Origin of the sequence: Ornithinimicrobium pratense (assembly GCF_008843165.1) — a bacterium.
Lineage (GTDB): Bacteria > Actinomycetota > Actinomycetes > Actinomycetales > Dermatophilaceae > Ornithinicoccus > Ornithinicoccus pratensis.
This window is the reverse complement of sequence record NZ_CP044427.1, coordinates 1,928,083-1,946,812: the sequence shown is the minus strand read 5'-3', so window position 1 is coordinate 1,946,812 and position 18,730 is coordinate 1,928,083. Positions and strand designations below refer to the sequence as shown.

General features: G+C 71.1%; 15 protein-coding genes and 1 pseudogene. 12 read left to right on the top strand and 4 right to left on the bottom strand.

Annotated elements, in window-relative coordinates; all coding sequences use genetic code 11:
• Positions 1 to 80: 80 nt before the first annotated feature.
• Positions 81 to 920 (bottom strand): GNAT family N-acetyltransferase, encoded by an 840-nt coding sequence (locus FY030_RS08850; protein WP_158061184.1) that lies wholly within the window; start codon positions 918 to 920, stop codon positions 81 to 83.
• A 57-nt stretch (positions 921 to 977) separates the two neighbouring features.
• Between FY030_RS08850 and FY030_RS08845 the strand changes: the two genes are divergently transcribed.
• The gene (locus tag FY030_RS08845) at positions 978 to 2,348 is read left to right on the top strand and encodes a replication-associated recombination protein A (RefSeq protein WP_158061183.1); all 1,371 of its coding nucleotides are present in this window, start codon (positions 978 to 980) and stop codon (positions 2,346 to 2,348) included.
• Between the two features lie 120 nt (positions 2,349 to 2,468).
• Here FY030_RS08845 and FY030_RS08840 read toward each other — a convergent pair whose 3' ends face one another.
• Positions 2,469 to 4,244 (bottom strand): LVIVD repeat-containing protein, encoded by a 1,776-nt coding sequence (locus tag FY030_RS08840; protein WP_192498543.1) that lies wholly within the window; start codon positions 4,242 to 4,244, stop codon positions 2,469 to 2,471.
• Positions 4,245 to 4,635: 391 nt separating this feature from the next.
• Between FY030_RS08840 and FY030_RS08835 the strand changes: the two genes are divergently transcribed.
• From FY030_RS08835 to aroB, 9 genes and pseudogenes are all read left to right on the top strand, one after another.
• Positions 4,636 to 5,346, top strand: coding sequence for a DUF305 domain-containing protein (locus FY030_RS08835; RefSeq protein ID WP_158061181.1), 711 nt, complete (start codon positions 4,636 to 4,638; stop codon positions 5,344 to 5,346).
• 36 nt (positions 5,347 to 5,382) lie between these two features.
• Complete coding sequence (gene alaS, locus FY030_RS08830) at positions 5,383 to 8,106, top strand: alanine--tRNA ligase (protein ID WP_158061180.1); 2,724 nt, start codon at positions 5,383 to 5,385, stop codon at positions 8,104 to 8,106.
• Complete coding sequence (gene ruvX / locus FY030_RS08825) at positions 8,103 to 8,639, top strand: Holliday junction resolvase RuvX (RefSeq protein WP_238348201.1); 537 nt, start codon at positions 8,103 to 8,105, stop codon at positions 8,637 to 8,639. The genes alaS and ruvX overlap by 4 nt, the downstream gene beginning before the upstream one ends.
• Positions 8,636 to 9,940 (top strand): endolytic transglycosylase MltG, encoded by a 1,305-nt coding sequence (gene mltG, locus FY030_RS08820; RefSeq protein ID WP_158061179.1) that lies wholly within the window; start codon positions 8,636 to 8,638, stop codon positions 9,938 to 9,940. The genes ruvX and mltG overlap by 4 nt, the downstream gene beginning before the upstream one ends.
• Positions 9,934 to 10,830, top strand: a complete 897-nt coding sequence (locus FY030_RS08815) for a shikimate dehydrogenase (protein WP_238348200.1) — start codon at positions 9,934 to 9,936, stop codon at positions 10,828 to 10,830. The genes mltG and FY030_RS08815 overlap by 7 nt, the downstream gene beginning before the upstream one ends.
• On the top strand, positions 10,827 to 11,552 hold the full coding sequence (locus FY030_RS08810) for a prepilin peptidase (RefSeq protein ID WP_158061178.1): 726 nt from the start codon (positions 10,827 to 10,829) through the stop codon (positions 11,550 to 11,552). Before FY030_RS08815 ends, FY030_RS08810 begins: the two co-directional genes overlap by 4 nt.
• 25 nt (positions 11,553 to 11,577) lie before the next feature.
• Positions 11,578 to 12,816 (top strand): annotated as a pseudogene (gene aroC / locus FY030_RS08805) (chorismate synthase); the annotation flags it as partial.
• A 19-nt stretch (positions 12,817 to 12,835) separates the two neighbouring features.
• Positions 12,836 to 13,399, top strand: a complete 564-nt coding sequence (locus tag FY030_RS08800; RefSeq protein ID WP_158062741.1) for a shikimate kinase — start codon at positions 12,836 to 12,838, stop codon at positions 13,397 to 13,399.
• Complete coding sequence (aroB, locus tag FY030_RS08795) at positions 13,396 to 14,481, top strand: 3-dehydroquinate synthase (RefSeq protein WP_158062740.1); 1,086 nt, start codon at positions 13,396 to 13,398, stop codon at positions 14,479 to 14,481. The genes FY030_RS08800 and aroB overlap by 4 nt, the downstream gene beginning before the upstream one ends.
• Before the next feature lie 98 nt (positions 14,482 to 14,579).
• On the opposite strand, the gene FY030_RS08790 is transcribed toward aroB, so the two are convergent.
• Positions 14,580 to 16,235, bottom strand: coding sequence for an FMN-binding glutamate synthase family protein (locus FY030_RS08790; protein WP_158061177.1), 1,656 nt, complete (start codon positions 16,233 to 16,235; stop codon positions 14,580 to 14,582).
• Positions 16,236 to 16,371: 136 nt separating this feature from the next.
• Here FY030_RS08790 and efp point away from each other — a divergent pair, with 136 nt between their 5' ends.
• Positions 16,372 to 16,932 (top strand): elongation factor P, encoded by a 561-nt coding sequence (efp, locus tag FY030_RS08785; RefSeq protein ID WP_158061176.1) that lies wholly within the window; start codon positions 16,372 to 16,374, stop codon positions 16,930 to 16,932.
• A 1-nt stretch (position 16,933) separates the two neighbouring features.
• Positions 16,934 to 17,347 carry a transcription antitermination factor NusB gene (gene nusB / locus FY030_RS08780; RefSeq protein WP_158061175.1) on the top strand — a complete coding sequence of 138 codons (414 nt, stop codon included), beginning with the start codon at positions 16,934 to 16,936 and terminating at the stop codon, positions 17,345 to 17,347.
• 138 nt (positions 17,348 to 17,485) lie between these two features.
• Here nusB and FY030_RS08775 read toward each other — a convergent pair whose 3' ends face one another.
• On the bottom strand, positions 17,486 to 18,565 hold the full coding sequence (locus FY030_RS08775) for a type IV toxin-antitoxin system AbiEi family antitoxin domain-containing protein (protein WP_158061174.1): 1,080 nt from the start codon (positions 18,563 to 18,565) through the stop codon (positions 17,486 to 17,488).
• Positions 18,566 to 18,730: the final 165 nt, after the last annotated feature.

Genomic DNA, 18,730 nt, shown 5'->3' with positions numbered 1-18,730 from the left:
TGTGCAGGAACGGTGCGTCACACCCGTAGCGTCAACGACGGGTGTGACGCACCGTTTCCGCACCACCGTGGTCGCGGCGCTCAGAGCTCCAGCTGCCGCGAGTGCCAGGCCCGGGCGGTGCGGTAGCCCAGGCGCCGGTAGAGACGCCGGGCCACGTCGTTGTCCGCGAACATCCCCAGGGTGCAGACGCCGTGGTGCTCCAGCGCCCAGCGGGTCAGTCCTGCCGAAACCACCTCGCCCAGCCCCTGCCCCCGGGCGTGCGTGGCGGTGAGGATGCCGGCCAGGTGCGGCACACCGGAGCGCTCGGTCTCGGCCCCGCCGACCGCCAGCAGCGCGCCGTCCGGCCCGCGGACGCCGACCCAACGGGTCATCACACCCTCACCGATCCGCGTCCACACCCGCGGGTTGTGCTGGTGGGCGAAGGCCAGCAGCTCCTCGGCGTCCTCACGGTCATCCAGCAGCACCAGGGACTCCTCGCCAGCCAGCGGCGGCGGCACGGTCGTGGCCCACATCCACTCCCAGTCCCCACCCTGGTCCGACAGCGGGAGCACCTCATGACCGACCGCGGCGTGCTCCTGCGGCACGGACACCGACCGCGCCTGCCACGCAGTGAGCAGGTCCTCGTCCATGACCCGCTGCACGGCGGCGCGAACCCGACCTGCCTCCTCGGCCAGCCCTCCGTCCTCCGGCACTGCACCGGGCTCGATACCCGGTCGTAGGGGCGCGACCCACAGCCCGGGCCGGTGGCCGAGCCGCTGCACCACCGCGACACCGTCATGCACGAGCGCGTGGCCGGACAAGGGGTCTGGCAGCCCCCACCGCAGCCACGGGTCGTCGTCGGAAAGCGCGCGCAGGTCCCCGTAGGTCAGTGCCGTGGAACGCCCGCCCGTGGGCGGGTGCAGCGACGAGCTGGAGTGCATGGCGAGAATTCTGGCACGCTTTCCGGGGCTGATCCGGACGCGGCCTACGCTGGGCCAATGGCGGACGACGACCTCTTCAGCAGTGGCCCAGCGGACGCCGGAGGCGGGCTGATGGCTCCGCTCGCGGTCCGGATGCGTCCCCGCAGCCTGGGCGAGGTCGCCGGTCAGCGGGATGCGCTCCGGCCCGGCTCGCCCCTGCGTCGGCTCATCGAGGGCCAGGGCGGCGCGGCAGGTCCACTGTCCGCGATCCTCTGGGGTCCGCCGGGGACGGGGAAGACGACGCTGGCGCACCTGGTCGCGACGGCTGCGGACCGGCGCTTCGTGGAACTCTCCGCGGTCACGGCCGGGGTGAAGGACGTCCGTGCCGTGATGGAGCAGGCTACCCGCGACCGCAGCCTCTACGGTCGCCAGACCGTCCTCTTCCTCGACGAGATCCACCGGTTCACCAAGGCCCAGCAGGACGCGCTCCTGCCGGGCGTGGAGAACCGCCTGGTGATCCTCGTGGCCGCCACGACGGAGAACCCGTCCTTCTCGATCATCGCACCCCTGCTGTCCCGCTCGGTGCTCGTCACGCTCACCTCCCTCGACGACGACGACGTCCACGCGGTGGTGGAACGGGCGATCACGGACGAGCGGGGCCTGGCCGAGCGGTTCACCCTCGACGAGGAGGGTATGGCGCACGTCGTGCGGATGGCGGGGGGCGACGCGCGACGGGCGCTGACCACGCTCGAGGCCGCCGCCGGTGTGGCGAGCGACGACGTCCCTGCGGGCCGGGAGGGCGACGTGATCCCCATCTCGCTGGCGCACGTGGAGCAGGCCGTGGCCCAGGCCGCGGTGCGGTACGACCGGGCCGGTGACCAGCACTACGACGTGGCCAGCGCGTTCATCAAGTCGATGCGGGGCTCCGACGTCGACGCCGCGCTGCACTACCTCGCGCGTCAGCTCGAGGCGGGGGAGGACCCGCGGTTCATCGCCCGCCGGATCGTCATCGCCGCCTCCGAGGACGTCGGGATGGGCGACCCGACCGCCCTGCAGACCGCCGTCGCGGCCCTGCATGCGGTGGCCCAGATCGGCATGCCCGAGGCGCGGATCATCCTGGCCCAGGCGGTGGTGCACAACGCGCTCGCGCCCAAGTCCAACGCTGCCTACGCCGCGATCAACGCCGCGATCGCCGACGTGCGGGCGGGCAAGGGCGGGGCCGTCCCCGCGCACCTGCGCGGCACCGGGTATGCCGGGGCCGCGCGGCTCGGTCACGGCGAGGGCTACCGCTACAGCCACGACGAGCCCAACGGGGTCGGGCCCCAGCAGTACCTGCCCGATGACCTGCTCGCCGAGGACGCCGACTACTACCAGCCCAGCGGCCGCGGCTGGGAGGAGCGGCTGGGGCCGCGGTGGAGCGAGCTGCGCAGGATTATCCGCGGGCACTAGCACTGTTTCAGCGCCGTCGCAGCACGGCAGGACCCCACGACGTCTGCCACACGACGAGGCGGCCCGACCCAGAGGGTCGGACCGCCTCGGCCGCTGCGTGGGGTCAGCCGGACACGTGTCTCACATCAGGTCCTGGATGGCCTGACGCAGGGACGCGTGCGCCGGGTTGCCGGCGTCGGTCTGGTTCAGCGCCGCCTGCAGCTGGGCCCGACGCTGGTTGGGGTTGTTCGGGTTCTCCGCGCGGTCCAGCGACCGGGTGATGTTCGCAGCCTTGTTGTCGCGGATCTCGCCGGCCCGCACGACCTGGTCCAGGTAGGCCCGGGCGACGACGATGCTGGGCTCCCAGTCATACATCCGCATCGACATGGCGTTGTGCTCGTCGAGCTGGACGGTCTTCGCCGCAGCGATCTCGTTAGCGCTCAGGTGCTCGGAGGGCAGGACGGCCAGGCTGTCGAAGCCCCGGGAGATCTCGTTGGCGTAGACGTTGCCGTTGTACCAGTACGAGGACCAGTAACCGGCCCCGCCGGCGCCGCGGTCGAAGTAGCCGATCTCCTTCACGTCCGAGGGGTCGGTGAAGTCGAACAGCGACGCACCGCCCGAGTACCAGGCCTGCACCATGACGTCCCGACCGGGGACCGGCAGGATGTTCGCCTGGTGCGCGACGCAGGTCTCGTTCGCAGCCTGCGCCGCGGGCAGCTTGTAGTAGCTCTCGAAGTTCAGCTCCGGGCTCCCGCCGCTACGGTCGATGGTGAAGAAGGCGTTGGCACCCCACTCCTTGCGGTGGTGCGGGGCGCACCGGGCGCCGCCGCCGCCACCCCACTCGTCGGTGAACATCACCGTCTCGCCGTCGTTGCTGAAGTTGGCAGAGTGCCAGTACGAGAAGTTCTCGTCCGCGACGTAGTCCAGTCGTGCCGGGTTGGCCGGGTCGGTGATGTCGATGAGGATGCCGTTGCCCTGGCAGGCGCCAGCCGCGAGACCGACCTCGGGGTAGACGGTGATGTCGTGGCAGGTGTTGGTGTTGGGGTTCGGGCTGTAGCCCGTGCCGGCCGGGGCGCAGCTGTTCAGCCCCGAGCCGTCCGGGCGGGGGGTCGTGCTGCAGGGGTGCCCCTCGCGGGTCGGACCGTTCTGCAGTCCGTCGACCGCGCCGGTCTCCTCGTCGGCGAACAGGCGCCACTCCTTGACGACCTCGGCTGCAGCCGGGTTGGCGACCGGGACCTTGATGATCTCGATCATGTGCGTCGAGGGGTTGGGGTCGTCCAGGCCGCGGCCACAGCGGTCGTCGACGAGGCCGTCAGGCGTGTGCACCTTCTCGCCCGCGTGGCGCTGGCCGGCGGTGCCGTTGTTGTAGATGTAGACGTGGTCGGGGTCGGTGGGGTCCTCGACCATGCGGTTGGTATGGGAGCCGCGGCAGGTCTGGATCGCCGCCACCTGGACCGGGTTGTCCAGGTCGGAGATGTCCCAGATGCGCACGCCGCGCATCCGCTCCGGGTTGGGCTGGTTGGCCGGCCCGGCGCCCTCGGTGCCGCAGTCGAGCCGGCCGTTGGTCTGCTCGACGGAGGTGAACAGCAGGTTGCTGTGGACGTTGGCATCGAACTGCCCACCCGGGCACACGACCGTGGTCCGGATCGTCGGGTTGGCCGGGTCCGAGACGTCGATGATGTTGAATCCGGAGTAGTTGCCCTGGATGACGTAGTCACCGGTGAAGGCCATGTCCGAGTTGGTGGCCGTCAGCGGAGCGGTCTTGGGCATGTTCGACAGCAGCTCCATGTTCTTGCCGAGCTGCTCGTCCTGCGACAGGTGGAAGCGGGGGTCTTCGGTGTCCGGAAGGTTGGGATCGGCGGCCGCCTGCGCGGCGCCGGGGGCCAGGGTGAGGCCAAGCAGCGCGGCGCTGACCATCGCCAGAGAGCCTCGGAGTCGGCGGGGGGAACGTGCTCTTGCTGTCATGGCGGTGACGCCTTTCGTGCCGGTATTCGCTTAACGGGACGCGCAACGGGCCGAGTTGCTGGGCAACCACCATCGGGTGCCTCGGTCACGCATCGACCGTGGTGCTGCAGATGCAACCTAGCCACCCTCGCCAACGACACCGGAGGATTTGACGAAACCTTTACCCGCTTCCGAAAAGTTTTGCCTTCGCTTGACCAACGGGCCGATTTCTTGACGAATCCTTGACCTGTTCCTTCAAGAATCGTGGGGTGGTGGCGGGTATGGTTTGTCGGCCCGCGGGGTGATTCTTGAGGTGGTGGCCTGCTCGGGGCAGCGACCTCGACGACGAGAGAGAGGCCAGGACGTGCCGCGTCCCGCATATCTGGTGCCGGTCGGCGCCGTGCTGATCTGTCTGGCGCTGGGTGCCTGCTCCGGGGCCGAGGAGCCACCGGCAGTGACCCACCGGGTCATCCAGGGCGGCGCCCCTGGTGAGGCCGGCGAGGTGCTCACCCAGATGCCTACGATCCCCGATCCTGAGATCACGGCGGACGACGTGGCCTTCGTGCGGCACATGATCGTGCACCACGGCCAGGCCCTGCAGATGACCGAGCTGGTCGACGAGCGCACGGGGCGCGAGGACGTGCCCCTGTTCGCCGAGCGCATCCGCCTGAGCCAGGAGGACGAGATCAGGCTCATGGAGGAGTGGCTGCAGACGCACCGGCTGTCAGTCCTGCGGATCGACGACGCAGGCGGGGGGCACGGCGCCCACGCCGTGGGGGAGATGCCCGGCATGATCTCGGAGGAGCAGCTCGCCGAGCTGGCCGCCACCGACGGTGAGGACTTCGACCGGCTCTTCCTGAGACTGATGTATGCCCACCACGACGGGGCGGTCACCATGGTGGAGGACCTGCAGCAGGGCAACCAGGGCACCGACCCCGTGCTCTGGAACCTGGTCGTGGACATCGACTCGGACCAGCGGATCGAGATGGACCGGATCCTGCAGATGCAGGAGCAGATGGGCGCCGGTGACCGCGGCGCAGCGGAGAGTTCCGGGGGAGGGACGGGGAGCGACTAGCATGGTGCGGTCCGTGGCCCCCGCCGAAAGTTGAGCATGGAAACCGCCGAGATCCGCCGCCGCTGGCTGTCGTTCTTCGAGAGCAAGGGTCACGCGGTGGTGCCCAGCGCCCCGCTGGTCTACGACGACCCCAACCTGCTCTTCGTCAACGCCGGGATGGTGCCGTTCAAGCCCTACCTCCTCGGCGAGCAGACCCCGCCGTGGCCCCGGGCCACCAGCGTGCAGAAGTGCGTCCGGACGCTGGACATCGAGGAGGTCGGCAAGACCACCCGGCACGGCACCTTCTTCCAGATGAACGGCAACTTCTCCTTCGGTGACTACTTCAAGCCGGGCGCCATCCGCCACGCCTGGGAGCTGATCACCAGCTCCCAGCAGGCCGGTGGCTTCGGCTTCGACCCGGAGTCGGTCTGGGTCACCGTGCTGGGACCCGGGGTGCACCCGAGCCTGCCCGAGGGGGACGAGGAGGCCGCTACCCTGTGGCGCGAGGTCGCCGGTCTGCCCGAGGAGCGGATCCAGCGCCGCGGCCTGGCGGACAACTACTGGCACATGGGGGTGCCCGGTCCGGCCGGCCCCTGCAGCGAGATCTACATCGACCGCGGCCGCGAGCACGGCCAGGACGGCGGGCCGGTCGTCGACGAGGACCGCTTCCTGGAGATCTGGAATCTCGTCTTCATGCAGGAGATGCTTGGGGAGGTCCGCACCAAGACCGACTTCGACGTGGTCGGCGCCCTGCCGAGCAAGAACATCGACACCGGGATGGGCTTGGAGCGGGTGGCCTACCTGCTGCAGGGGGTGGACAACCTCTACGAGATCGACGAGGTCTACCCGGTGATCGAGCGGGCGGAGGATCTGTCGGGCCGGGCCTACGGCGCCAACCACGAGGACGACGTGCGCTTCCGCGTCATCGCCGACCACGTCCGCTCCGGCCTGATGCTCATGGGCGACGGCGTCGTCCCCGGCAACGAGGGCCGGGGTTACGTGCTGCGGCGGCTGCTGCGCCGCGCGGTCCGCTCCATGCGGCTGCTCGGCGTCGACCCCTCGGTCGCCGCGCTGCCGGAGCTGCTGCCGGTCAGCAAGGACGTGATGGCCACTTCCTACCCCGAGCTGGAGCGGGACTGGCCGCGGATCAGCGAGGTCGCCTACGCCGAGGAGGACGCCTTCCGGCGCACCCTCGCCAGCGGCACCACCATCCTCGACACGGCTGTGGCCAAGGCCAAGCAGGCCGGCGCAAGCACCCTTGGGGGGGCCGAGGCCTTCGCGCTGCACGACACCTACGGCTTCCCGATCGACCTCACCCTGGAGATGGCCGCCGAGCAGGGGTTGTCGGTGGACGAGGACGCCTTCCGGACCCTGATGACCGAGCAGCGGCAGCGGGCCAAGGCCGACGCCAAGGCCAAGAAGCACGGTCACGGCGGCGGCACCGCATACCGCGAGCTGTCCGACCGGCTGGGGACCAGCACGGAGTTCACCGGGTATGAGGCGATGACGGGCGAGGCGCCGGTGGTCGGCCTGCTCTCCGGCGGGGCCGAGGTGGAGCGCGTCCGTCTCGAGGGCGCCGATGCCGAGCACGGCGCCGAGCTGGAGCTGGTGCTGGGGAGCACCCCGTTCTACGCCGAGGCCGGCGGCCAGCTCGCCGACCACGGGACGATCCGGCTGGCCGGCGGCGGCGTCTTTGAGGTGCTCGATGTCCAGCGACCCCTGCCTGGCCTGGTCGTGCACCGGGGCCGGCTGCTCGAAGGGGAGGCTGCGGTCGGTGACACCGCTCACTCCCAGATCGACGTGCACCGCCGCGCGGCGGTCTCCCGCGCCCACACGGCCACCCACATCGTGCACAAGGTAATCCGGGAGGCCCTGGGCGACACCGCGACCCAGGCCGGCTCCGAGAACGCCCCGGGTCGGCTGCGCTTCGACTTCCGCGCCACCCGCGGGCTGTCCCCGGACGAGCTGGCCGGGGTCGAGGCCCGCATCAACGACCGACTGATGGCAGACCTGCAGGTCAGCGCCGCGGAGATGCCGCTGGCGCAGGCGCGGGAGATGGGGGCGATGGCCCTCTTCGGTGAGCGTTATCCGGACCTGGTCCGCGTGGTCTCCGTCGGTGGCCCGTGGAGCCTGGAGCTGTGCGGGGGCACCCACGTGGTCAACTCCGCCCAGCTGTCCCTGGTGAAGATCCTCGGCGAGGCATCGATCGGCTCCGGGGTGCGGCGGGTCGAGGCGCTCGTCGGCGCTGATGCCTACGGTCACCTGGCCCGGGAGAACGTCATCGTCGGACAGTTGACCGACACGCTGAAGGTGCGTCCGGAGGAGCTGCCGGAGCGGATCGCCTCGCTCGTGGCCCGGCTCAAGGAGGCTGAGAAGGAGATCGCGCAGGCCAAGGCGGCGCAGGTGCTGTCCTCGGCTTCCAGCCTGGCCCAGCAGGCCCGCGACGTGCACGGCGTGACCTGGTTGGGGCACGACCTCGGCGACGGCGCGGGCGGGGACGACCTGCGCCGGCTCGCCGCCGACCTGCGGGGCCGGCTCGGCACCGAGCGGCCGGTCGTGGTCGCCCTCACCGGCGCCCAGAACGGCCGTCCCGCGGTCGTGGTCGCCACCAACGAGGCGGCCCGGGAGCGGGGGCTCAAGGCCGGTGCGCTGGTCAAGGTCGCCGCCCAGATCCTTGGTGGTGGTGGCGGCGGCAAGGACGACCTGGCGCAAGGCGGCGGGCAGGACCCGGCCAAGGCGCCGGAGGCCCTGGCCCGGATCGAGGCGGGTCTGACCGGGTGAACGCTCCCCCGTCTTCGCCGTCGGGGGCGCAGGACGGCGTGCTGCTGGGGGTCGACGTCGGCCAGGCCCGCGTGGGCCTGGCCGCCAGCGACGGCGCCGGGATCCTGGCGCACCCGGTGGCCACCCTGGCCCGCGACGAGAGCGGAGGCACGGACCTGGAGCAGATCGCGCTCGAGGTGCGGGAGCGGGGGGCCGTGGCCGTCGTGGTCGGGCTGCCGCGTGCCCTCTCGGGGGAGGAAGGCTTGGCCGCCCGCGCCGCACGCCGGTACGCTGAGGCACTGCAACGGCGTATTGAGGTGCCGGTGCGGTTGTGGGACGAACGTCTCACCACGGTGGACGCGCACAGGGTGCTACGGGACAGTGGCGTGCCGGGCCGGTCCCAGCGTGGCGTCGTCGACCAGGCAGCCGCAGTGCTTATCCTCCAGGCAGCGCTCGATGCACGGCGCGCCGGTCGTCCCGTCGGTGCCCCCACCAAGCAGAGGAAGCCGCGTTCGCGTTCGTCCGTGGCCCGTGACGAAAAGGACCAGCCATGAGCCAGCCTCCTGCGGACGAGTGGGACGAGCACGACGACGACCGCGACGACGACCGCGACGACGACCGCGACGACGTCCGTGGTGACGTCCGTGGTGACGGCCGCCGCTACGACGACGGTCTGCTCGGCCTCGGGGCCGGGGAGGAGCACGATGAGACGCTGGCCGACGAGATGCTCGCATCGCCGCCTGAGGAGGGGGCCTACGGCGCGCGTCGGCGCCGCAAGCGCAACCCCCTCCTGCGGGGCGTCGCACTGCTGATTGCCTTGGGTCTTGTCGTCGTGACGGGGGTCTTCTCCTTCAACGCGGTCTCCGGGCTGCTGCCGCAGATCTCCCTGGGCGGTGAGCCCACGGCCGCGGACTACGAGGGATCGGGCACCGGTGAGGTGATGGTGGAGATCCCGCAGGGCGCCTCGGGTGGTGAGATCGGCGAGCTGCTGGTCCAGCACGATGTCGTCGCCTCGGCCTCGGCGTTCACCGCGGCCCTGGCTGCGGACACCCGGGGCGGCTCCGTTCAGCCGGGGACCTACCGGATGGCCGAGCAGATGAGCTCCCAGGCTGCTTTGTCCCGGCTCCTGGATGGTGGCTACCGCGAGATCAACGGCGTGACCATCCGCGAGGGCCTCTGGGTGGCCGAGACCTTCGAGATCCTGGCCGAGCAGACCGGGCACGACGTCGCGGAGTACGAGGCGATCGAGCCCGGGGAGCTGGACCTGCCCGAGGCGGCCAACGGGGAGCTCGAGGGTTTCCTGTTCCCCAGTACCTACGAGTTCCCCGCCAACGCCGGGCCGCAGCAGCAGCTGCAGACGATGATCGACCAGGGCAAGGCAGTCCACGCCCGGCTGGGGCTGGAGGGCGAGGAACTGCGCGAGGTCGTCATCAAGGCCAGCATCATCCAGGGCGAGGGCATGTTCGCCGAGGACCTGCCCAAGATCGCGCGGGTCATGGAGAACCGCCTCGAGGGCAACTCGGAGACCAACGGCTACCTGCAGATGGACTCCACGGTCCACTTCATCTACCAGGAGCGCGGGCTGGCCGGCACGACCGAGTCCCAGCGCGACAACGACGACCCGTACAACACCTATGACCACCCGGGCCTCCCCCCGGGTCCGATCAACAGCCCCGGCGAGGCTTCCATCCAGGCCGCGATGAACCCCGAGCCCGGGGACTGGGTCTACTTCGTCACGGTCAACCCCTCCACGGGCCAGACCGAGTTCGCTGCCACCTACGAGGAGCACCTGGCCAACGTCGAGGAGTTCCAGCAGTGGTGCCAGGAGAACCAGGACGACTCGGGCCAGTGCTGAGCGGGCAGCCCGGCGAGTCCCGGCCGCGCCGGGCTGCGGTGGTCGGCTCCCCGGTGCAGCACTCCCTCTCCCCGGTGCTGCACCGCGCCGCATACGCGGCCCTGGGCCTGACCGGTTGGACCTACGACCGGGTGGAGGTGGCGCAGGGCGCACTGCCCTCCCATATCGGCGCGCTCGGACCGGAGTGGGTGGGCCTGTCGGTGACGATGCCGGGCAAGGAGGAGGCGCTCGCACTCTCCGTAGAGGCAAGTCCGGAGGCCATCCTTGCCGGTGCGGCCAACACCCTCGTGCGTCGCGGCAGCGGTTGGTATGCAGACAACACGGACGTCGCCGGTCTGGCCACCGCGCTGCAGCGCGAGCTGGACCGCACCGGAGCCGGCCCGCTGCGGCAGGCGCTGGTCCTCGGGGGTGGGGCCACCGCCCGCTCGGCGGTGCTGGCGCTACGCCGGCTCGGCGCCCTCGGGGTCACCCTGCTGGTGCGGGGCCGGGTGCGTCCGGAGACGGCGGCCATGCTGGAGCGCCTGGAGCAGCACCGGGGACCCACCTCACCGCGGGTGCGCACGGAGCGGATGGCGGAGGGCATACCCCTGGACGGCTCCGCCTTCCAGGTCGTGGTCGGGACCTTGCCCGCAGGCGCACCCGCTCCCGTCCTCCACCTGCCCGCAGGACGCGCACCCGCGCCGGTCCTGCTCGACGCGACTTACGCCCCCTGGCCCAGCGCCCTGGCCCAAGCCGTGGCCGGCCGGACCGGCGGTAGGGTCTCGGTCGTGAGAGGCACCGCGATGCTCCTGCACCAGGCTGTCGGGCAGGTTGAGCTGATGACCGGCCGGTCCGCGCCCCTCGAGGCGATGTCGACGGCGCTGGAGGAGCACCTCGGGGACGCCCGGTGAGCGACCTCATCCTGCCGCTCGTGACCGGCGTCGTCGGCACCGTGCTGGGGATCCCGGTCGCCCGCTGGCTGGAGCAGACCACCTATCGCAAGCCCGATGAGCTGGACGAGCCGTCCCCGGGTCGACGCTGGTGGGTGCCTCCCACCCTCGGGACGTGCGCCGCCCTGGTGCTGTACCGGGTCTGGCAGGTGGAAGACACCGCGGTGCCGGGCTGGCCGGTTGCCACGGTGCTCACCCTCACCCTGCTGGTCGTCGTGCTCGCCTGCGTCTGCTTGGCGGCCATGGATCTGGACGTCCACCGGCTGCCGGACCGAATCATGTGGCCGACGATGACCACACTGGGTCTCGGGGTAGTGCTTGCCGCTCTCGTCGGGGGCGGCCTGGAGCCGCTCGTGCGGGCCCTGCTGGGCGCGCTGGGCGGCGGCGGACTGTACCTGCTCATCGCCCTGCTCTCCCTGGCACGGGGGTCCCTGGCGGTGGGTCTGGGCGACGTCAAGCTGGCGGTGCTGCTCGGGGGTGGGCTCGGCTGGTTCGGGTGGCCCGAGGCCATTCTCGGCATCTACGGCGGCTTCCTGGTCGGGGGCGTCTGGGCGCTGGCCCTCCTGACGCTGCGCCGCGTCAGCTGGGCCGGTCACTTCGCCTACGGCCCGGCGATGATGGTCGGGGCGCTGCTGGGGCTGATGCTGGCCCCGCAGCTGAGCACGACGATGCTCTCGCTCTAGCGACGGCGTGGCAGGATCGGTGACCATGCTGCGATGGTTGACCGCCGGCGAGTCCCACGGACCCGCCCTCAGCGCGGTGCTCGAGGGACTGCCCGCCGGGGTGCGCGTGGAACGCGCGTCCATCGAGGCCGCCCTGGCACGTCGCCGACTGGGCTACGGCCGCGGCGCGCGGATGTCCTTCGAGGCCGACCGGCTGCACTTCCTCGGCGGGCTGCGGCACGGGCTCAGCCTGGGCTCGCCCCTGGCCCTGCAGATCGAGAACTCCGAGTGGGCCAAGTGGGCGGCCGTGATGTCGCCCGAGCCGGTCGAGCAGGAGACGCTGCAGCGGGCCGACGACGTCGGCGCCCCTCAAGAGCTGGCGCGCAACCGCCCGCTGACCCGTCCCCGGCCCGGGCACGCGGACCTGGTGGGGATGACCAAGTACGGATTCGATGAGGCACGCCCCGTCCTGGAGCGGGCATCAGCGCGGGAGACCGCGGCCAGGGTGGCCCTCGGCGCCGTCGCCGCCGCCTTCCTGGAGCAGGCGGTGGGCGTGCGCCTGGTCTCGCACACCGTGAGCATCGGGCTGGCGGGGGTGCCCGGGCTCGACGACGACGCGCCCACCGACGACCGGCTGCCCGGTCCCGACGACGTGGACCGGCTGGATGCCGACCCTGTCCGCACCCTCGACCCCGAGCTCTCGGCGGCAATGGTGGCCGAGATCGACGCGGCCCGCAAGGACGGCGACACCCTCGGCGGTGTGGTCGAGGTGCTGGCCTACGGGTTGCCGCCGGGGCTGGGCTCGCACGTGCACTGGGACCGGCGCCTGGACTCCCGCCTGGCGGGGGCGCTCATGGGTATCCAGGCGATCAAGGGCGTCGAGGTCGGCGAGGGCTTCCGGACCGCCGCCAGGCGCGGCAGCCAGGCCCACGACGAGCTGGACCGTGGGCCGGACGGTCTGGTGCGCCGGGCCACCCACCGCAGCGGCGGCACGGAGGGCGGGATGAGCACAGGGGAGGTGCTGCGGGTGCGGGCCGCGATGAAGCCGATCTCGACCGTGCCCCGGGCCCTGCGCACGGTGGACACCGCCACCGGCGAGGCGGCCACGGCGATCCACCAGCGGTCCGACGTGTGCGCGGTCCCGGCCGCCGGTGTGGTTGCCGAGGCGATGGTCGCGCTCGTGCTGGCCGATGCAGTCCTGGAGAAGTTCGGCGGCGATTCGGTCGCCGAGGTGGCCCGCAACCACGCGGCATACCTGGCCTCGGTCGCCGAGCACCAGCGCACGCCGGTGACGGGGGGAGGGCATGAGCGGGGTGACCGGGCTCCCCGACAGCGCCGAGGGCGCGCTGGGGCCGGTGCTGGTGCTCATCGGGCCACCCGGCGCGGGCAAGAGCACCGTGGGGCAGGTGCTTGCGACCCGGCTCGGCGTCCCGGTCCACGACAGCGACCGGATGATCGAACGCGCGCAGGGCCGAGAGATCAGCGATATCTTCGTGGACGACGGGGAGGCCTTCTTCCGGGAGCTGGAGCGTGCCGAGGTGCTCAGAGCGCTGGAGGAGGAGACCGGTGTGCTCGCCCTCGGCGGGGGAGCCGTCATGCAGGAGCAGATCGCGCAGGCGCTGCGCGCCAGCGGACGCCCGGTGGTCTTCCTCGACGTGAGCATCGCCGATGCCTCACGGCGGATCGGGTTCGACGCCTCCCGGCCCCTGCTGCTGGTCAACCCCCGCGCCTCCTGGACGCGCATGATGAACACCCGGCGGCCGACCTACGAGGAGCTCTCGACCGTCCAGGTGAGCACCGGGGGCAAGGATCCCGAGCAGGTCGCCGACGAGGTCCTGTCCGCCCTGGGCCTGGCGGGGTCGGCATGAACTCCCGGACCGTGCAGGTGCGGGGCGATCGGCCCTATCCCGTCCACATTGAGGCCGGGGCGGTGTCCCGCCTGGTCGAGCACTCCCGTCCCGGACGCCGGGTGCTGGTCGTGCACCAGCCTGGACGGGATGAGCTGGTCGCGCAGGCCGTCAAGGTGCTGGAGTCAGCTGGCGCCCAGGTGGTGCGTGAGCAGGTCCCCGACGCCGAGGCCGCCAAGCGGGCCGAGGTGCTGGTCGGGCTCTGGGGCCGGCTTGGTCAGGAGGGATTCACCCGGGACGACCTCGTCGTGGGCGTCGGTGGCGGTGCGGTCACCGACCTGGCCGGGTTCGTGGCCGCAAGCTGGCTGCGCGGGGTCCAGGTCGTGCACCTGCCCACCTCGCTGCTGGGTGTCGTCGACGCCGCCGTGGGCGGCAAGACCGGGATCAACACCGCGGAGGGCAAGAACCTGGTCGGTGCCTTCCACCCGCCCGCCGCCGTGCTCTGCGACCCGGCCTGGCTGCACACCATGCCCCGGGCCGACTACGTCTCTGGTCTGGCCGAGGTGCTCAAGTGCGGTTTCGTCGCCGACCCGCAGATCCTGGACCTGGTCGAGGCCAGGCCGGAGGAGGCCACGGACCCGGTGGGTGACCCCGAGCTCGCCGTGGAGCTGGTGGCCCGGGCCGTGCAGGTCAAGGCGGACGTGGTGGCCGCCGACCTGACCGAGTCCTCCCTGCGGGAGGTGCTCAACTACGGCCACACCTACGGTCACGCCGTGGAGCTGGTGGAGGACTACACCTGGCGGCACGGCGACGCGGTGGCCGTCGGCATGGTCTTCGTGGCCGAGCTCGCCCACCGGGCCGGGCTGGTGGACCAGGCCCTGTTGGAGCGGCACCGACGGGTGCTGTCCGCGGTCGGGTTGCCGACCACCTATCCCGCCGGGGCCGGGCGCTGGGAAGAGCTGCGGGCGGCGATGGCGCGGGACAAGAAGTCGCGCGGCACCACGCTACGGTTCGTCGCGCTGGCGGCGCTGGCCCGGCCGACCCGCCTGGTCGGCCCCCCGGAGGAGCTGCTGCAGGCCGCCCACGTCGCCGTCACCACCTGACCTTGCCCCGACCGGCCTCACGGTTTGCCCCCGACCGGGGACACGGTTTGCCCCCGGCCGGGGACACGGTTTGCCCCCGACCGGGGACACGGTTCGGCTCACTCGGTGTTCGAATCCTGGATGACGTCCGACGCCCGCTGCCCAAGCCGCTCCGGGGTGCTGGCAGTGGGGTGCGCTACGGCGTCCCCGGTGGCGGTCACCGACGGTGGCACCGAGCCACCCTGGGGGGCGCCCGCCATGAGGTCCCTGATCTCCTGCCGCTGCTGGGGAGAGGGCAAGCCCCAGGACGGTTCGTCATAGCCAGCCGCCCGCCACAACGGGGTCGCCTGCCGGGTCCCGAGCAGGATGTCGACCATGTCCCCCGAAATCAGACCGGGGTGCTCGACGCCGCACGCCTCCGCCAGCTTGAGCATCTCCCGCCGCCAGGAGACGAGGTAGTTGGCGGCACGGGGGCTCTTGTCGTCGGGGTCCAGGCCCCGGACCAGCCACGGGTTCTGCGTCGCGACCCCGGTCGGGCACAGGTCGTTGTGGCAGCGCTGGGCCTGGATGCAGCCGATCGACATCATCGCCTCGCGGGCCACGTAGACCATGTCGACCCCCAGCGCGAAGGCGACGGCGGCATTGTCCGGCAGCCCGAGCTTGCCGCCACCGAGCCATACCACCCGGTCCGCGATCCCGGCGCGGGCGAACCGGGAGTAGACCTCCGGGAAGGCGATCCGGAAAGGCAGTGAGACCGAGTCGGCGAAGGCCAGCGGTGCCGCCCCGGTGCCGCCCTCCCCACCGTCGATCGCGATGTAGTCCACGCCCCGGTCGCAGCGGGCCATCAGCTCGGCCAGCTCGTCCCATATGTCGACCAGGCCGACGGCCGACTTGATCCCCACCGGTAGCCCGGTCTCCGTCGCGAGCAGCTCGACGAAGTCCAGCATGCTGTCGACATCGGAGAACTCGGCGTGCCGGCTAGGGGAGTGGCAGTCCTGGCCCAGGGGTATGCCGCGGATCTGAGCGATCTCCTCGGTGATCTTGGCCTGGGGGAGCAGCCCACCAAGTCCCGGTTTGGCGCCCTGGGAGAGTTTGACCTCCAACGCCCGGACCGGGTTGGCGGCGACCAGGTCCTTCAGCCGCTGCAGGTCGAAACGGCCCCGCTCGTCCCGGCAGCCGAAGTAGGCGGTGCCGATCTGGAAGATGAGGTCGGCACCGTGCTGGTGGTGGGCCGAGATCCCGCCCTCGCCCGTGTTGTGCAGAGCCCCGGCCGCGGCGCAGCCGCGGTTGAGCGACTCCACGGCCCGACCCGAGAGCGCGCCGTAGCTCATCGCCGAGACGTTGATGACCGACCCGGGTCGGAACGCACCCGCTCGACCACGCGCCTGCCCGAGCACTTTGGCGCAGGGCATCGGCGTCTCCTCGCCGGCGTGCGGGTGCACGGCCGGTTGCACCGGCGCGAAGGTGCGGTGCCGGATGACGGCATACCCCTCGTCCCGCTCCAGGTCGTTGTCGGTGCCGAAGCCGAAGTAGGGATTCTCCCGCTTCGCCGAGGCGTAGATCCAGCGCCGCTGGTCGCGGCTGAAGGGTCGCTCCGAGTTGTTGTCGGTGACGATGTACTGCCGCAGCTCGGGGCCCACCTCCTCCAACAGGTAGCGGGCGTGCCCGACGATGGGGAAGTTGTGTCGGATGGCGTGCTTCTTCTGCGTCAGGTCGCGCACCGCGAGCGCGGCCAGACCCGCTGCCGGCAGCGCCAGGGCCTTCGTCCACCTCATGGGGCCAACTGTGCCGTAGACGGTGCGCCAGGGACTAGTGGAACGGCCCGGTAGACTTGACCGGGTTTGGAACCGCTGCGACCGCCGCGGCCCGCCCGCCCGACCGTCTGACACCGCATACCGAAGGAAGCAGCCTGTGGCGACCACGAACGACCTGAAGAACGGCATGGTCCTGGCCATGGACAACGGCCTGTGGCAGGTGCTGGAGTTCCAGCACGTCAAGCCCGGCAAGGGCCCGGCGTTCGTGCGCACGAAGCTGAAGAACGTCATCAGCAACAAGATCATCGACAAGACCTTCAACGCCGGCACCAAGGTGGAGACCGCGACTGTCGACCGCTCTGACTATCAGTACCTCTACCACGACGGCACCGACTACATCTTCATGGACGAGAAGACCTACGAGCAGGTGCCGGTCAGCCCTGAGGCGATGGGCGACGCCGCGAAGTGGATGCTGGAGAACGGCCGGGCGATGATCGCCCAGCACGAGGGGCAGGTGCTGTACGTCGAGCTGCCGCCGTCGGTCGAGCTGGAGATCACTCACACCGACCCAGGCCTGCAGGGCGACCGCTCCACCGGCGGGACCAAGCCCGCGACCGTGGAGACCGGTGCGGAGATCCAGGTGCCGCTGTTCCTGGAGTCCGGCACCCGGGTCAAGGTGGACACCCGTGATGGGTCCTACCTCGGCCGCGTGAACTGACGTGGCGGCACGCCGGCGCGCGCGCAAACGTGCCTTGGAGCTGCTCTTCGAGGCCGAGCAGCGCGGGATGAACGCGGGGGACCTGCTTGAGCAGCGGATCGCCGCCCCGACCACTCAGCACCCGCTGCCCGAGTATGCAGTGCAGGTCGTGCGAGGCGTGCTGGAGCACTGGCGGGAGATCGAGGAGATCCTCACCACCTGGTCGCAGGGGTGGACGCTGGAGCGGATGGCCGCCGTCGACCGGGCGGCCCTGCGCATCGGGGTCTGGGAGATCGTCTGGAACGACGAGGTGCCAGACATGGTTGCCGTCTCCGAGGCCGTGGACCTGGTGGGGACGATGTCGACCGACGACTCCCCGGGCTTCGTCAACGGTCTGCTCGCCCGCGTCTCCGAGGTCAAGACCACCTTGCTCTGACCCCGCCCTCGTCCCATCCCGCGACCGGCGACACGCTCTGCTCGCGACCGGCAACACGCTCTGCTCGCGACCGGCAACACGCTCTGCTCGCGACCGGCGACACGCTCTGCTCGCGACCGGCGACACGTTCTGCTCGAATCAGTAGTGCGCGGGACGTCGCCGTCGCCGGTATCGCAGCGTTTCCGGGTCGATGGCCGGTCTATCCACGGTGAACGGCAACTTGCGCAATTCACCGTCCCAGCGGACCCACCCCGTGAACTCGTCTGGGCGGACTTGCCCCGCCGCCCGGTTGACGCGTCGTGCCACCCCGTCCGGATCGTCCCGGACCTGCGCGGGGGACCACCGGACCACGCCAAGCCCGGTGGCCTCGATCCTTGCCTGGCGCACTTCTTCAGCGGCCAGGTGGCGTAGCACCGTCTCCTCCGGCGTCGCGTCCACATCGAGGTCGTCAAGGAAGTACTTCATCTCGCCGTCGCACTCACCCACCACCCCTCGCTCCGGCCACAGGCCGTCGACGCGCGCTAGGAACTTCTTCCCTGCGTCGTAGACGGCGACCTGCGGCAAGGGCAGGGGTTGCCCTTGAAGGTGCAGGTGAACGAACGAGAACGACTCACCCCAGGTTTCACGCCCAGGGTCGGCGAGGTGGGTGGCTGCCACCGCCTTGGGACGCCCGCCCCAGCGAGCCTGCGCGTCGATGACCTGTCTCACCTCGCTCACACTGGCCAAGCCCCGACGTAGCACATCGTCCAGCATGGCCACGCCGTGCGGGAGCGTCCGTGTCCGCAGCACGTCTGCGATGGTGCGCACGAGCCCTGTGCTCCGCATGCCTTCCACCAGCTCGGTGTCATTCGCCACGGTTTCACTTCGGTGTATGCGCAGGCCCGGGTAGCGACGTGAGCTGGGCACCCGGTCGATCGTGGTCAGGTGCACAGGGGTCCCGGTGGCGACGGTGACAGCCAGGCCGTGCAGCAGGGCCGCCGTGGTGTGACTAGCTGCATGTCCGGGTCGCGATGCGAGAGCGTTGCGCAGCCGGTCAAGATGCTGGTCGGTGCGCGCCTCCCAGCCGGTGCGGCTGTCGTCGAGGGTTGGGTGGGCATACCAGCCCTGACGTAGGCGGACGATCTCCCCAGCCTCCAGGAGCCACTCGATCTCCCGGCGGCTCATTCCCCGGGCAAGGGCCTGCGCGTAGCTGAACGGGCTGGGCGGGATGACGATCACGCTCACAGAGTGCGCCGAGGTCGGACAAGCGCGACATGGTTGTCCACAGCTGGGGACGGACGACGTCAGCGCGGCAGCTTCTGGGATGATGTGTCGCCGGTGGAGGGCAGACCGTGTCCCCGGTCGGAGGTGGGGAGGGGAGCGGTATAGGGTGGTCCCCGACCG

Bases quoted from the DNA above. Each gene is read 5' to 3' on its own strand.
- mltG (WP_158061179.1), top strand. From the start codon at position 8,636: ATGAGCCAGCCTCCTGCGGACGAGTGGGACGAGCACGACGACGACCGC.
- FY030_RS08790 (WP_158061177.1), bottom strand. From the start codon at position 16,235: ATGAGGTGGACGAAGGCCCTGGCGCTGCCGGCAGCGGGTCTGGCCGCG.
- FY030_RS08840 (WP_192498543.1), bottom strand. From the start codon at position 4,244: ATGGTCAGCGCCGCGCTGCTTGGCCTCACCCTGGCCCCCGGCGCCGCG.
- FY030_RS08800 (WP_158062741.1), top strand. From the start codon at position 12,836: ATGAGCGGGGTGACCGGGCTCCCCGACAGCGCCGAGGGCGCGCTGGGG.
- aroB (WP_158062740.1), top strand. From the start codon at position 13,396: ATGAACTCCCGGACCGTGCAGGTGCGGGGCGATCGGCCCTATCCCGTC.
- FY030_RS08845 (WP_158061183.1), top strand. From the start codon at position 978: ATGGCGGACGACGACCTCTTCAGCAGTGGCCCAGCGGACGCCGGAGGC.
- alaS (WP_158061180.1), top strand. From the start codon at position 5,383: ATGGAAACCGCCGAGATCCGCCGCCGCTGGCTGTCGTTCTTCGAGAGC.
- FY030_RS08850 (WP_158061184.1), bottom strand. From the start codon at position 920: ATGCACTCCAGCTCGTCGCTGCACCCGCCCACGGGCGGGCGTTCCACG.